Origin of the sequence: Oceanobacillus sp. FSL W7-1281 (assembly GCF_037969835.1) — a bacterium.
Lineage (GTDB): Bacteria > Bacillota > Bacilli > Bacillales > Amphibacillaceae > Oceanobacillus > Oceanobacillus oncorhynchi.
The window spans coordinates 3,113,127-3,128,587 of the sequence record NZ_CP150214.1 but is presented as its reverse complement, the minus strand read 5'-3'; the positions used below and the strand labels follow the sequence as shown (position 1 = coordinate 3,128,587).

12 protein-coding genes are annotated in these 15,461 nt (G+C 38.9%); 10 read left to right on the top strand and 2 right to left on the bottom strand.

Annotation, left to right across the window (positions count from 1 at the left end):
* Window positions 1-397 precede the first annotated feature (397 nt).
* On the top strand, window positions 398-1,582 hold the full coding sequence (ftsW, locus tag MKX55_RS15500; protein ID WP_339178439.1) for a putative lipid II flippase FtsW: 1,185 nt from the start codon (window positions 398-400) through the stop codon (window positions 1,580-1,582).
* The gene (pyc, locus tag MKX55_RS15495) at window positions 1,579-5,019 is read left to right on the top strand and encodes a pyruvate carboxylase (RefSeq protein ID WP_339233419.1); all 3,441 of its coding nucleotides are present in this window, start codon (window positions 1,579-1,581) and stop codon (window positions 5,017-5,019) included. The genes ftsW and pyc overlap by 4 nt, the downstream gene beginning before the upstream one ends.
* A gap of 222 nt (window positions 5,020-5,241) precedes the next feature.
* On the opposite strand, the gene MKX55_RS15490 is transcribed toward pyc, so the two are convergent.
* Window positions 5,242-6,156: a heme A synthase gene (locus tag MKX55_RS15490; protein ID WP_339178435.1), complete on the bottom strand. Its 915-nt coding sequence runs from the start codon at window positions 6,154-6,156 to the stop codon at window positions 5,242-5,244.
* A gap of 601 nt (window positions 6,157-6,757) precedes the next feature.
* Between MKX55_RS15490 and cyoE the strand changes: the two genes are divergently transcribed.
* The 7 genes from cyoE to MKX55_RS15455 all read left to right on the top strand — a co-directional run bounded on the left by cyoE (window position 6,758) and on the right by MKX55_RS15455 (window position 13,489).
* Window positions 6,758-7,702: a heme o synthase gene (gene cyoE, locus MKX55_RS15485; protein WP_339233418.1), complete on the top strand. Its 945-nt coding sequence runs from the start codon at window positions 6,758-6,760 to the stop codon at window positions 7,700-7,702.
* 65 nt (window positions 7,703-7,767) lie between these two features.
* On the top strand, window positions 7,768-8,850 hold the full coding sequence (gene coxB / locus MKX55_RS15480; RefSeq protein ID WP_339178431.1) for a cytochrome c oxidase subunit II: 1,083 nt from the start codon (window positions 7,768-7,770) through the stop codon (window positions 8,848-8,850).
* Between the two features lie 36 nt (window positions 8,851-8,886).
* Window positions 8,887-10,740 carry a cytochrome c oxidase subunit I gene (gene ctaD / locus MKX55_RS15475; protein WP_339178430.1) on the top strand — a complete coding sequence of 618 codons (1,854 nt, stop codon included), beginning with the start codon at window positions 8,887-8,889 and terminating at the stop codon, window positions 10,738-10,740.
* A 1-nt stretch (window position 10,741) separates the two neighbouring features.
* Complete coding sequence (locus tag MKX55_RS15470) at window positions 10,742-11,365, top strand: cytochrome (ubi)quinol oxidase subunit III (RefSeq protein WP_042535231.1); 624 nt, start codon at window positions 10,742-10,744, stop codon at window positions 11,363-11,365.
* A gap of 3 nt (window positions 11,366-11,368) precedes the next feature.
* Window positions 11,369-11,689 carry a cytochrome c oxidase subunit IVB gene (gene ctaF, locus MKX55_RS15465; protein WP_042535229.1) on the top strand — a complete coding sequence of 107 codons (321 nt, stop codon included), beginning with the start codon at window positions 11,369-11,371 and terminating at the stop codon, window positions 11,687-11,689.
* Between the two features lie 207 nt (window positions 11,690-11,896).
* The gene (gene ctaG / locus MKX55_RS15460; RefSeq protein ID WP_339178427.1) at window positions 11,897-12,802 is read left to right on the top strand and encodes a cytochrome c oxidase assembly factor CtaG; all 906 of its coding nucleotides are present in this window, start codon (window positions 11,897-11,899) and stop codon (window positions 12,800-12,802) included.
* 231 nt (window positions 12,803-13,033) lie between these two features.
* Window positions 13,034-13,489 (top strand): DUF420 domain-containing protein, encoded by a 456-nt coding sequence (locus tag MKX55_RS15455; protein WP_339178425.1) that lies wholly within the window; start codon window positions 13,034-13,036, stop codon window positions 13,487-13,489.
* 157 nt (window positions 13,490-13,646) lie between these two features.
* Here MKX55_RS15455 and MKX55_RS15450 read toward each other — a convergent pair whose 3' ends face one another.
* Window positions 13,647-14,012, bottom strand: a complete 366-nt coding sequence (locus tag MKX55_RS15450; RefSeq protein WP_042535224.1) for a YugN family protein — start codon at window positions 14,010-14,012, stop codon at window positions 13,647-13,649.
* A 311-nt stretch (window positions 14,013-14,323) separates the two neighbouring features.
* On the opposite strand from MKX55_RS15450, the gene MKX55_RS15445 reads away from it, so the two are divergent.
* Window positions 14,324-15,391: a CAP domain-containing protein gene (locus tag MKX55_RS15445; RefSeq protein WP_339178421.1), complete on the top strand. Its 1,068-nt coding sequence runs from the start codon at window positions 14,324-14,326 to the stop codon at window positions 15,389-15,391.
* The last annotated feature ends 70 nt before the right edge of the window (window positions 15,392-15,461 follow it).

Here is a 15,461-nt window from a genome sequence, read left to right as displayed (position 1 = left end):
TGAATCCAAAAGAAAGTTCGGCAACAGCTTTCACTCTTGCAGGAAGGATACATCGAAGGATTGCGGCTTTTAATGTGTATGCCCATGTTATCCTTACTATATTCATAGAAAAGCATACGCGAAGGCTTGCTGAATCTTAAATAGGAAAGAAAAGATGAAGACGTTTCAAAATGAAAATAGAATAATTATATATGTAGCAAAAGGAAGCTGAAGAATGGTTGGAATACTAAAAAATGCGTAACCCTGCAGGTCAGCATAAATTTTTGGAGCTTCCTGTTGTTTCCTATATGTTAAAAAATGTATACTGACAAATGAGAGATAATTATAACAGCTCTATTAAAAATATGATATACTGTTAAAAATCTCTTAAACTTACATAGTGACTAGGAGAAAAATAATGTTAAAAAATTGGAAGCACTTCGACTTCACATTGATGATTACGCCAATTCTATTAGCTGGTTTTGGAGTAGTTATGGTATATAGTGCAAGTATGGTATTAGCTGTTGTGGAAGGTTCAGACAGTAATTTTTATCTTAACAGGCAATTAGTATTTTTTATTGTTGCACTTATTGGATTCACGGTTACATCCTTCTTGCCGTACCAACTCTATCAAAGACTGATGAAGATAATCATTATATCTTGTATTATCTTACTTGTAGCTGTTCTTTTCTTTGGAGACACAGTCAATAATGCAAGGTCGTGGTTTCGATTTGGTCCATTCAGCTTGCAGCCTGCAGAGGTTGCCAAGCTTGGTCTGATTATGTATTTAGCTGCAATATATTCTAAAAAGCAGGCCTACTTAGACCAGTTTAGCAAAGGAGTGCTGCCTCCGCTTATTATCACTGCCGTCGTTCTTGGATTGATTGTGGCGCAGCCGGATGTTGGAACAGCTGCTATTATATTTTTGATGGCATGCTCTGTTATCTTTGCTTCTGGTATCAAATGGAGACATTTATCTATTCTTGTTTTTGCCGGCTTGCTGCTGCTTGCATTTGCCATTCCCAACATGGTAACGGAAGAAAGACTTTCCCGTTTTACTGGTGCTTACCAGCCGTTTAATTCGCCGGATTTAAACGGGTATCAATTAATCCAGTCGTATGTTGCGATTGGTGTGGGCGGCTGGACAGGAGAAGGATTAGGGCAAAGTATCCAAAAACTTGGCTTTCTGGTAGAAGGTCATACGGATTTTATTATGGCCATTATTGCGGAGGAACTCGGATTTGTAGGGGTAGCCATTGTTTTAGGTTTACTTGCTGCCATTGTCTTTAGAGGACTCTATATTTCCAGACGATGCCAGGATAGTTTTGGTTCATTGCTTGCACTTGGGATTGCATCGATGATAGGCATTCAAACTTTTATTAATTTAGGCGCAATCAGCGGGGTTCTTCCGATTACAGGTGTTCCCTTGCCATTTATCAGTTATGGAGGGTCCTCTTTGCTGTTTATGATGATAGCCATGGGGGTTCTTAATAATATAGCTATGCAAGTTAATAAGAAAGAAAGTGGAAGGGAAGAACTGGCTCCTAAGCCTAGTTTATTCCAAAGAAAATCTATCAATTCGTACAGAGGTGGTAAAGCATGACAGACTTAAAGCAAATTAACAAAGTATTAGTTGCAAACAGAGGAGAAATCGCGATACGTGTATTCCGGGCTTGTACCGAGTTAAATATTCGCACTGTAGCTGTTTACTCCAGCGAAGATTCGTCTTCCTTTCACCGGTTTAAAGCGGATGAAGCTTATTTAATCGGGGAAGGAAAAAAGCCGATCGACGCATACTTAGATATCGAAGGAATCATTGCTTTAGCAAAAGAAGTAGATGTGGATGCGATCCACCCGGGCTATGGCTTCCTTTCTGAAAACATCGAATTTGCAAAGCGCTGTGAAGAAGAGGGCATTATTTTTATAGGCCCTACCAGCCAGCATTTAAATATGTTTGGAGATAAAGTAAAAGCAAGAGAACAAGCGTTAGCTGCCGATTTACCAATTATTCCGGGCAGTGACGGCCCGGTTGATTCTTTAGAAGAAGTCAAAGCTTTCGGGGATAAGCATGGCTATCCGATTATTATTAAAGCTTCGCTTGGCGGCGGCGGAAGAGGCATGCGTGTGGTGCAGGATGTCAATGAAGTGGACAATGCTTATGACCGCGCAAAATCAGAAGCAAAGGCTGCCTTTGGGAATGATGAAATCTATGTAGAGAAATTAATTGAAAATCCGAAACATATTGAAGTACAAATTATTGGCGACAACCAAGGGAATATTATTCATTTATATGAAAGAGACTGTTCCGTACAGCGCCGTCATCAGAAATTGATCGAGGTTGCTCCAAGCTTATCTCTAAATGAAGAGCTGAGAGAAGCAATCTGTCAGGCAGCTGTTGATTTGATGAAAAATGTCGACTATCTCAATGCAGGTACCGTGGAATTTCTGGTAACCGAAAATGATTTTTACTTTATCGAAGTAAACCCGCGTGTGCAAGTAGAGCATACGATTACCGAGATGATTACCGGTGTGGACATCGTTCAGACGCAAATCAAGATTGCAGATGGGTTTGGACTGCATGATAAGGAAGTAGGTATACCAACACAGGATAAAATTACAACACAGGGCTATGCGATTCAATCCCGTGTGACTTCGGAAGATCCGCTGAATGATTTTATGCCGGATACCGGAAAAATCAATGCTTACCGCAGCGGCGGCGGATTTGGTGTCCGTCTCGATGCAGGAAATGCGTATCAGGGAGCAGTTATTTCGCCTCACTATGATTCATTATTAGTAAAAGTTTCTACCTGGGCGCTTGATTTTGAACAGGCTACTATTAAAATGGTGCGAAACTTAAAAGAATTCCGAATTAGAGGAATCAAGACAAATATTCCATTCCTGGAAAATGTGATGCTGCATGAGCAGTTCTTATCTGGAGAATATGATACGACGTTCATTGATAAAACACCAGAATTGTTTATTTTCCCGGTACGCCGTGACCGCGGAACCAAAATGCTGACGTATATTGCGAACACCACGTTAAATGGTGTAGATGGCGCGGAAAAGCAGGACAAACCGGATTTTGATAAATTGATTATTCCGAACACAGAAAATATTGAAATACAGCCGGGCTCGAAACAAATTTTAGATGAACGCGGTCCAGAAGGACTTGCTAACTGGCTGAAGGATCAAAAACAGGTGATGCTGACTGATACGACATTCCGTGATGCCCATCAATCTTTACTGGCTACACGCGTTCGTACCAATGACTTATTGCATATTGCAGAGCCGACAGCAAAATTACTGCCGAATCTATTTTCTGTAGAGATGTGGGGCGGTGCAACCTATGATGTTGCTTACCGTTTCTTGAAAGAGGATCCATGGCAAAGACTGCTGCATTTGAGAAAGCGCATGCCGAACGTGTTATTCCAGATGCTTCTGCGTGCAAGTAATGCGGTCGGATACAAAAACTATCCGGATAATGTAATCGAATTATTTGTGAAGAAAAGTGCCGAAGCCGGTATTGATGTCTTCCGTATTTTTGACAGCTTGAACTGGGTGGAGGGCATGCAGGTAGCCATCGATAACGTCCGCAAAACCGATAAAATTGCAGAAGCTGCAATCTGTTATACGGGTGATATTCTAGACACAGGCAGACAAAAATATGATCTTGACTACTATAAGAATATGGCAAAAGAACTGGAAACAGCTGGCGCTCATATTCTGGGAATCAAGGATATGGCAGGCTTGCTGAAGCCGGAAGCGGCCTATCAGCTGATCAGCACATTAAAAGAAACCGTCGATATTCCGATTCACCTGCATACACATGATACGAGCGGCAATGGCGTTTTTGCATACTCCAGAGCGATTGAAGCAGGGGTCGATGCGGTTGATGTCGCGGTTGGTTCAATGGCAGGAATGACTTCCCAGCCAAGTGCACAGTCGCTGTATTACGCTTTAGATGGAAAAGAACATCAACCAGCATTGGATATTGAAAAATTTGAAGAAATCGGCCAGTATTGGGAAGGCGTACGCCAGTATTATAAAGATTTTGAAAGCGGCATGATGTCACCGCATACGGAAATTTATCAGCATGAAATGCCAGGCGGCCAATACAGCAACCTGCAGCAGCAGGCAAAAGCGGTAGGGCTTGGCGAACGCTGGAATGAAGTGAAAGCAATGTTCCGTACGGTGAATGATATGTTCGGTGATATTGTCAAGGTTACTCCATCCTCCAAAGTGGTCGGAGATATGGCGCTCTTCATGGTGCAAAACGATTTAACAGAGGAAACAATCTATGAAAAAGGCGAATCCATTGATTTCCCTGATTCGGTGATTGAATTTGCACAAGGATATATCGGACAGCCTTACCAAGGTTTCCCGGAAAAACTGCAAAAGCTGATTTTAAAAGATAAAAAACCAATCACTGTAAGACCTGGAGAGCTATTAGAAGACGTTGATTTTAAAGAGATGCGTGACACGCTTTATAATGAACTGAATCGTCCGGTCAACAGCCATGATTTGATTTCCTATGCATTGTATCCAAAGGTATTCAAAGATTACGAGGATTTCTTGAATACGTATGGCGATATGTCTGTATTAGACACACCGACGTTCTTCTATGGCATGAAGCTTGGTGAAGTAATCGAAGTGGAAATTGAAAAAGGGAAAACACTGATTGTGAAGCTGGTTTCTATTTCTGAGCCAAAAGAAGACGGCACCCGCGTTGTCTATTTCGAATTAAATGGACAGAGCAGAGAAATCGTCGTCCGTGATAATAGTATTGAGTCTGCGATTGCAGCCAATCCGAAAGCAGATAAGTCCAATCCAAAGCACGTAGGCGCAACGATGCCTGGAACCGTCCTTGAAGTACATTGTGCCAAGGGAGATACGGTTAAAAAAGGACAGCATCTGATGACAAATGAAGCAATGAAAATGGAAACATCCGTACAGGCACCGCTTGATGGAGTGGTTAAAGAAATCCATGCGCAAGCAGGCAGCTCGATTGCGGTAAATGATTTATTAATTGAATTTGAATAAACAAAATAAAAACAGCCCCTTGGTGAATCAGCCAAGGGGCTTGTTGTGTAATGGATGATTATTGGGGAAGGGGATGGCACCAACCTGTACAAAAGAGAAGGATAAATTCTCAATCGGAGCAACTTCAGATTAAAGCTATGGATAAAAAAAGGGACCCTTGTTTAAGTGCAAGCAAGGTCCCTTCTATTTTTTGGCTGGAATATTGAAATATAATAGATTCGATTATTTTTCTTTTCTGCTGCTTCGGAAAGACAGATGGATAAAATAAGTCAGCATTCCAAAGTAACATGTAATAAATAGTGCATGGGCTAGTGCAATAAATAAATTAAGCTGTGTAAAAATGATGAGCGAGCCGGAGATAACCTGCAATGTAATCAGTGACAGCGTAATTATCCAGCCCCATCTCATAACCTCGCTGTGGCTATATTTCTTTAGCATGCGAACTGTTAAAAGGATTGTCCACAAAAATAAGATTCCAGCTGCAAAACGGTGCCCCATCTGGACCCATTGATGAAAGGAATAGCTTGCAAAGGCAAATGGCTCTGAATTGGAACAAAATGGCCAATCGGTACAATCCAGGATGGAATTCGTATGGCGTACCAGTGCTCCGCTGTACACCACACACATTGTATAAACCGTTATCGCATAAATTTCAATTCGGTGAGATTTTTTAATATGGATATCTTCTGTATGTAATTTCTTATCAATTTCAAAGAATAATAGCATAAGTAAAAAAACAGCAGCAAAACAAATTAAAGATATCCCGAAATGGGTAGCCAATATAAAGTCAGACTGTCCCCAGACCACTGCTGCTGCACCGACCAGTGCTTGTATAATAATAAAAAATAATGCAGAAAAACTTAAAAAAATAACTTCTTTATGATGTCTGTATGCTTTCCAGGAAAGAATAGCAAGTAAAAGCACCAATATACCAACTGCGCCGCTGACCATTCGATGACTTAATTCAACAATCATTTCAAAATGAAGGTTAGCAGGGAGAAGTTCGCCTTCACACAGCGGCCAGCTGTCTCCGCATCCATCCGCTGAACCTGTTTTTGTAACAAGTGCCCCTCCTAAAAGAAGGGGAAGCATTCCAATGGCCGTTGTCACAGATAGTATTTTTAGTATTTTTAACATATCTATGCAACCTCACTTCTTATGTAAATTATCCAATATCTCCAGTGTACCAAAAATCATACGGGAAACGCTTTCCAATTTTGAACAAAATCTAACATCCGCTGTAACGCCTGTAAAGAAGCACAGCTTTCCCTATTTGAAAAAATGTATCAGGGACGAATAAGATAAAGTTCTTGCATTGATTTTTGATATTATCACTTTAACAAATAAAGCCAGACAAACTGACTTTATTCCAAAAATAAAAACCAAAACCCAAATACCACTCTTAATAGTATCATGTTTTTTTGAAGTTTTCATCAGCAAATAAAAAAAGCTTGCATAATTCAATTATGTTTGCTAGAAATATAGTATGGATTAGTATGCAGAAGAACAGTTGCCGTTTTATAAAAAATAGAAAATATACATAATTCATTTTCTTTATCTATTTTCCGAGAAAACTTTTTAGCTGGATGTTCAAATAGTTGTAATATATTATATAAAAGTTCATTAGATTGTCATAGAAATCCATGCTATAATTAAAGTTGGAAACGGAATACATAGAAACAAATGCGTGTATTCTGTTTATTATTATGTCTTCCTACTGGTGCGAAGGGGGGAAATTATGGATAAAGTAGATATGACTTACTCGGAGCTGATCGGTAACACAACCATTTCAACCAAAGAAAAAATAACTGTTTTTCTGTCAGAAGTGAAGGCGCTTATAAAAATCGGAATTGTCAATTCTAATTTGATTACGGCAATTACGGGTTTTTTAGTAGCTATCGCTTTAACGGACGCCTCCTTTAGCAATCATTGGGGAACATTTCTTTTGATGATAATTGGAAGTGCTTTAGTAATTGCCGGCGGCTGCATTATGAACAACTGGTATGATGTAGATATTGATCCCAAAATGTCCCGGACGAAAAAAAGACCAACTGTGACCGGATTCTTTTCATTGCGGGCAGTACTGGTAATGGGAATAGTTGTCAGCAGTCTTGGACTCGCAGTATTGATGTTTACCACTTGGTACGCGGCATTATTTGCTTTTATTGGCTGGTTTGGCTATGTCGTATTGTACACCATGTGGTCAAAGAGAAGATACACATTAAACACGGCTATTGGAAGCTTGTCTGGTGCAATGCCTCCTGTGATTGGCTGGGCAGCAGTCGATCCTTCTTTTCATGTGGTTCCGCTTATCATGTTTTTAATTATGTTTATATGGCAGACACCACATTTTCTTGCCTTGGCAATGAAGAAAAAAGAAGAATATAAGGCGGCTGGAGTACCGATGCTGCCAGTGGTTAAAGGCATGGGCATAACGAAAAGACAAATCAATGTTTATATCGCTTGTCTTTTACCGTTGCCATTATTCTTGCTTCCTACACTGGGCTTAACATTTACGATTGTAGCAACAATATTGAATATCGCATGGCTGGTGATTGGTTTTATAGGGCTGTTTACGGAGAAGGATATGAAGTGGGCTAATTTAGTATTTATATTTTCCTTGAATTATTTAACAATTCTTTTTCCGTTAATGATTATTGTCACACTGCCGATATTTAATTAATGATTGTTATTCCTTAAAATTTAAATATAAAAGGAAAGAACAAGAAGAAAGAGAGGTATTCTTACATGAGAGGTTGGATGGGAAAAACCAAAGTATTTTTCGTATTCACATTACTTGCATTATTTCTTGCGGGCTGCGGAATCGAAAATCTGACTGCACTAAAGCCTAAAGGTTACGGCGCAGAACAAGCCATGGATCTTATTATTTTGACCACATTGATCATGACAGGCGTGTTTATTGTGGTTATGGTGATTTATGTGATTACACTTGTTCGCTTTCGCAGGAAAAAAGGACAGGAAGACCATATTCCTGAACAGGTGGAAGGGAACCACAAGCTGGAAGTAATATGGACAGTAATCCCGATTATTTTAGTGTTGATTATTGCTGTGCCTACTGTTCTGGCGACTTTTGATTTGGCAGATGATTCCAGTGCAGATGAACTCATCAATGTTAATGTAAAAGGAAATCAATATTGGTGGCATTTTGAGTATCCTGGAGAAGAAGTTCAAACAAGTCAAGACCTGTATATCCCTACAGGCGAGCGCGTTTATTTACATATGCTCTCTTCTGATGTTATTCATTCATTCTGGGTTCCATCAATTTCCGGGAAAATGGATGTCAATGCAGAGAATGTAAATACAATGTATATCGAAGCTTACGAGGAAGGTGTGTACTGGGGCAAATGTGCTGAGCTATGCGGTCCTTCACATTCATTAATGGACTTTAAGGTCATTGCTGTTTCACCTGAAGAGTATGAACAGTGGGTGGATGATATGCAGAACATAGATGCAGAAGCAGAACCTGAAACTGCGGATGCTCAGGAAGGTCAAGAGTTATTTGAAGCAAATAATTGTATGAATTGTCATGCGACAGATGCAGCTGCTTCCGGCATTGAAGCTGGCCCAGAGAATAACGGACCTTTTGGACCGAATTTATCAAACTTTGGAGACCGTTCCAATGTAGCCGGTGTGTTAGAGCATAACGAGGAGAACCTTGTAGATTGGTTAATGGATCCTGAATCTATTAAGCCGGGCAACAAAATGACGGGGCAGTATCCAGAGCTGAATCAAGATGAAGCAGAAAGTATTGCAGCATATCTATTGCAATTACAGCCTTCAGAAATTACACCTGAAAACGCAGGAGATTAAAAAGTGAATGACTGTTACAAAAGGGAGGTTTAAAATTTGGGTATGACTAGTGCTCAAAAAAGCGGTTTCGGGGCTACCTTATGGGATTGGCTGACAACTGTCGATCATAAAAAGATCGGTATTCTATACCTTGCAGGCGGAGGATTCTTTTTCCTGTTAGGCGGTCTTGAAGCTGTAATTATTCGTATTCAACTTATTTCACCAGAGAATAATTTTATTAGTGCAGGGCTTTATAACGAAATGATTACCATGCACGGTACAACAATGATTTTTCTTGCAGCAATGCCAATATTATTAGGATTGATGAACTTTATTATGCCGCTGCAAATTGGAGCGCGTGACGTTGCGTTTCCGTTTCTAAACTCTTTAGGTTTCTGGCTGTTTTTATTTGGAGGATTGTTATTAAACCTTAGCTGGTTTACTGGTGCACCCGATGCCGGCTGGACCAACTATGCTCCTTTGTCAATACAATCACCGGGTCATGGTATTGACTTCTATATTATGGGGCTGCAATTATCCGGAGCAGGAACATTAATGGGCGGAATCAACTTTATTGTTACGATTGTTTTAATGCGCGCACCGGGTATGACTTACATGAGGATGCCATTGTTTACATGGACGACTTTTGTGGCTAGTATCTTAATACTATTTGCTTTCCCTGCATTGACGGTTGGATTATTTTTAATGATGTTTGACCGCATGTTTGGTTCTGCATTTTTCGATGCTGCATTAGGCGGGAATGCTATCATTTGGCAGCATTTATTCTGGATATTTGGACATCCGGAAGTTTACATTTTGATTTTACCGGTTTTTGGTGTATTTAGTGAGATTTTCCCGACGTTTGCTAAAAAACGTTTATTTGGATATACAGCAATGGTATTTGCGACATTTTTAATTGCATTTTTAGGATTTATGGTGTGGGCTCACCATATGTTTACAGTTGGCCTGGGGCCAGTTGCAAACTCTATCTTTGCAGTAGCAACGATGGCAATTGCTGTTCCGACGGGAATAAAAATATTTAACTGGCTGTTTACCCTTTGGGGGGGCAGTATCAAAATCAATACAGCAATGTTATGGTCATTAGCTTTCATTCCATCATTTACTATCGGAGGAATGACTGGTGTTATGCTTGCTTCAGCTGTTGCTGACTATCAATATCATGACACTTATTTTGTTATTGGACACTTTCATTATGTTATTGTCGGTGGAACAGTGTTTGGTATATTAGCTGGACTTCATTATTGGTGGCCAAAAATGTTTGGCAGGTATTTACACGAAGGATTAGGTCAGTTAGCGTTTTGGACATTCTTTGTTGGATTCCATTTAACATTCTTTATTCAGCATTTCTTAGGTTTAATGGGGATGCCGCGTCGTTACTGGGTATTCCTGGAAAACCAAGGGCTGGATACAGGTAACTTAATTAGTACCATCGGTGCTTTCTTTATGTCATTTGGTGTTATTGTATTTTTGATTAATATAATCTACACAACCATCAAAGGGAAAAAAGCCCCTGGCGATGCTTGGGGAAGCGGGCGTACACTTGAATGGACAATTTCATCCCCGCCTGTCCATTATAACTTTAAACAATTACCATTAGTTCGCGGGTTAGATCCATTATGGATTGAAAAATCGGAAGGTAATAAAAAAGTGACTCCGGCAGAACCATTAGATGAAATTCATATGCCTAATGGGTCTATTCTTCCTTTCATTATGACTATTGGGTTTACGATTGCTTCCTATGGTTTTATTTATCAAACAGAAAGTAAATATTGGCTAATTGCTGTATATGCAGGAATGGCAATTGCATTAATCAGTATGTTAATCCGTTCATTAAAAGATGACCACGGACATCATATTTCCAAAGAAGAACTAGAAAGGGTGGGTGATTAATATGAGTCATGATCATTCCATTGATCCAAAGAATATGCCAAAAGACCCTTCAAAAGCAACAACGGAAGGTAAACATAAATTTATGGGCTTGTGGATATTCCTTGGTGGCGAGACAGTTCTTTTTGCCTGTTTGTTTGGTACGTACCTTGCCTTAAAAGATTCTGCTGCAGGGGGTCCGACAACGCAGGAATTATATGGCCTGGGTCTGGTATTCTTAATGACAGTTTTGCTTTTAACAAGTTCTTTAACAAGTGTGTATGCTATTTATCACATGAAAAATAATGACTTTAAGAAGATGCAGCTATGGATGGGAATTACGGCATTACTAGGTCTTGCTTTCCTTGCGTGTGAGATTTATGAATTTGCACATTATATTCATGATTATGGGTTTACGTTTCGTTCTTCTGCATTTGGATCAGCCTTCTATACATTAGTTGGTTTCCACGGCGGGCACGTTGTATTCGGATTATCTTGGATTATTACATTAATGGTTCGCAATGCGAAGCGGGGACTGGATCTGTATAATGCACCCAAATTTAATACATTTGCGCTATATTGGCACTTTATCGATGTAGTGTGGGTATTCATCTTTACAGTTGTTTATCTGATGGGGATGGTGAGTTAATTTATGACAGATGAAATGAGTACAAGAAAAATTAATTCGTTCCAAAAACAAAAGAATAAAGAAGAAATGCAAAAAATGGTAGTCAGCTTTGCTTTAATGATTTTCTTTACCTTAGTTGCATTTGCACTTGTTATGTTAGAGGTACCATCTACGTATGTTATTCCAATATTACTGCTTCTTGCCTTTGTACAGGTAGGGTTTCAGTTTTTCTACTTTATGCACTTAAAGGATAAGGGACATGAGGTACCTGCCCAGATTATCTATGGGGGAATTTTTATTACTGTAATGGTAGCATTGACATTTACTATCATTACTTGGTGGTAAGTAAGACAAATTGAAATCAATCCTTTTGAAGTGACAAACGCTATGATGATTTATTTATTAAATCATCATAGCGTTTTGTTTATCATATGGAAAATATAAGGTGTAAAATAGAAAGATATGTTTTAAAATCGTCACAATCCCACTAGAGAATTCTTGTTTATTTTAAGGTATAATAGATAAAGTAGACTAAACTGGAGATGATTAGGTATGTGGTTAGATATACAAATATTCGGGTTTCGGGCATTATGGAGCCCTTACTTTATGATATTTACAGCTCTTCTTGCATTAGCTTATTTTCTAATTACAGGACCGTACCGGCATAAGTTTGGCAATCATGATAAAGTTACTGTGAAGCAGCAGATTTCTTTTTATACGGCAATAGTGTGTTTATACTTAGTAAAAGGTGCTCCAATTGATTTACTCTCACATATAACGCTGACTGCTCACATGATTCAAATGGCTGTTTACTTGCTGATTATCCCGATACTGGTTATCAAAGGGATACCTTCCTGGCTATGGAGAAAAGCAATTGACCGGCCTGTTATTAGACCGATTGTGGAAATAGGTACAAAACCGTTAATATCTTTATTGCTGTTTAATGGTTTATTTTCTCTTTATCATATACCTTCTTTCTTTGAGTTTGCAAAGTCTTCGCCGGTCATTCATACAGTGATTCACGGGATTCTATTAATTGCAGCCTTCTTTATGTTTTTCCCGCTGCTGGCTCCGTTAAAGGAATTTGACCGGATGCAGCCGCTATTAAAAATAGGTTATATTTTTGCAAATAGTGTATTAATCACACCAGCCTGTGTGTTGATTATTTTTGCACCTGAACCTCTTTACGCTACCTATACACAAGGAGGAGCATGGATGCAGGCGATGAGTCTTTGTGTACCGACAGATGTTTTACAGGGACTGGCTCCGGGTTTAACTGGACCGGAAATGTTTACACCGCTCAGTACACTGATTGATCAACAGCTCGGCGGTATTATCATGAAGGTTATTCAGGAAATTACTTATGGAGGGGTTTTAGCAACAATTATTTTTTCTTGGGTTAACAAAGAAAAAAACACGATTGATCCGTTGCCGGCAAAACCAGCAGAATCACATTGAAAAGAAATGTTTAGAAGTTGAGCTGAAGTAAAAGGATAGTATAGCATATATAGCGGGAGAGCAAAGCCTTAAACACTTCTATATATGACTGCAATCCATGTTTATATAATTATCGTTATACGGAGACATAAGCACGCTTTAAAATATCACTGTATGAGCATGGTTTCAAGCTTTCTTCTTTTGGCATGAGAACTTTAGAACGCATAATTAGAAATACTGGAGGATAAAGCAATGCATTTACTACCAACAATCAGTACATTTTTTATTGCTTTGAGTGCAATACTTGTAGCAATAGGCTGGATTTTAATCGTTAAAAATAAAAGAAAAGAACATAAAGCTGTGATGATATCAGCAGCAGTCAGTGCCCTTCTTTTCTTCATTATTTATGTATCACGTACCGTATTTGTAGGAAATACAAGCTTTGGGGGACCTGAAAGTATACAGACTTACTTTACGATTTTCCTGATTTTCCATATTATTTTAGCTACAGTTGGAGCTGTATTTGGAGTTGTAACGCTTGTATTAGCATTTAAGCGGAATATTAAGAAACACCGTAAAATCGGTCCGATAACAAGTATTATATGGTTTTTCAGTGCGGTTACGGGGATACTTGTTTATATTTTTCTATATGTCATGTACGATCCAGGTGAAACCACGAGTATGATTAAAGCTATTCTGGGTTTTTAACCTGCGGATGAGAAGACATATAGGCTGCATTTAAGGATACAGTGCTTTTTATAGGAGCATGTATCCTTTTTGTTTGAGTTAGAGTTATATCTTTCAGAATAAAAAAAGAGCTGACATAGTAAATGGAGATATGTCAGCCTTTTAATTGTTTGTCTTTTTATTTTTTGTAATATTGCAGCTCGTCGCTAAGTTTTGCGAGTAATGTGTTCGTTCTTTCTACAACGCTTTCAGGAAAGTTCTCTTCTTCGCCATACTCAACGCCATGTGGATAATAATGTTTACCAAGTAAAGGAGTCATTAATTTAATAACGGCGTTGCGCTTATCCACATCACCTTCGATAGCATAGCCCTGTACGCGGATATAGTATGTAATACCTTCTTCGTTGGATCCGATTTTGTAATCATAGGTAACGCGTTCATAATCCCATTGCCCGGCCCGGATAAAGGCAAGATTTGCTGTTACGTGATCCAGTACCTGTACATCAATAATTGTGTCTTCTATCCCAGTGTTTTCAAATCTCATTTTACTTTCACCTCATCAATAATATTCTGCTTAATTTAAGGATAATACGAAACGGTAATAGATGCAATAGAAACCATGGACGATAGCAAAGAAAGGGTATAATATTATGATAATAGGGTATAAAATAGATAAGTAGATTATACATAGAAAGTTCAAAAAGTCCCCGAATGATAAAATAGCAATCGCTTTAGCTGACGCGTTGTATCAGATAGGAAAGAAGGATGCAGGCATCCGCCTATCGGAAATCGCCGGCTGCTTTTTGAACATGCATTGATAATGTTTTATTTATCTGCTGGATGGGGGTTCCAATCATGAAAAGGCTTCGTAATGTAATGATAATCATGATTATTGCACTCCTTGTATTTATTGTTATATACCAGATGAATTCATCACCTGTAGAGGTTGTAAGAGAAGCAGCGTCCCATCTTGATGAGGATGAAGAAACGATAGAGCCTAAAGGAACAGCAGCAGAGCTTCCTCAGATGAATTTAGAAGGCGATTTATATCAATGGATAGGAAAGACGTCAAATGAACTTATAGAAGAGCTGGGAGAACCGGACAGAATTGATGTTAGTGCATATAATTATGAATGGTATGTATATAATGACTCAGAAAGCCAATATGGTCAGTTTGCTATTTTAGAAGATGAGATTGTATCTGTTTATGCCATTGGGGATAATTTAGAGATATCTCCAATTGACTCTGGAGCGGATTATATCGAAGTGGCCGATACATTTCCTTTTTTGAATGAAGTAACCTATTCTGATGGTGATTCTTCATTTACTTTCCGCTTAAGCACAGAAGACCTTCAGACGAGACCGCTGGTGAAAATAAGTGACTCTACTTTTATTCAATTTTATTTTGATACGTTTACAGAAACGTTGTCATCTATGAGGATTTCTACAGGAGATGCGCTTTTATTGCAAAGGCCATATGAAATTGAATATCAGGGAGATCTGCCTGAACAGCCTGAATTTAATGAAGAGGAATGGAGAGAAATTCAGGAAGGGATGGAGCAGCAGGTTTTTGATATTTCTAATATCATGCGTTATAAACATGACTTGCCGCAGTTAGAATGGGATGATCAAGTAAGTCTTGTTGCATATGACCACAGCAAAGATATGTACGAGAATGATTATTTTTCTCATGTTAGTTTAGATGGAGATGGTTTAAGAGAACGTCTGGAGGAAAAACAGGTTGCGTATGTAGCTGCTGGAGAAAATATCGCAGCGCAGTATCCGGACGCACCTGCGGCAATGGAGGGCTGGTTAAACAGTGAAAGTCACCGGGAAGCATTACTTAGTGATGAATACAGTTTCCTTGGAGTTGGTGTATACCGTTTTTATTATACCCAAAACTTTTTAGGAAAACCTTTTTAACGTACTTATGTTTGTTTAACAGAGTAAGGAGCCGCACACCTGTGGCTTCTTTATTTTTTGAGGAATAAGA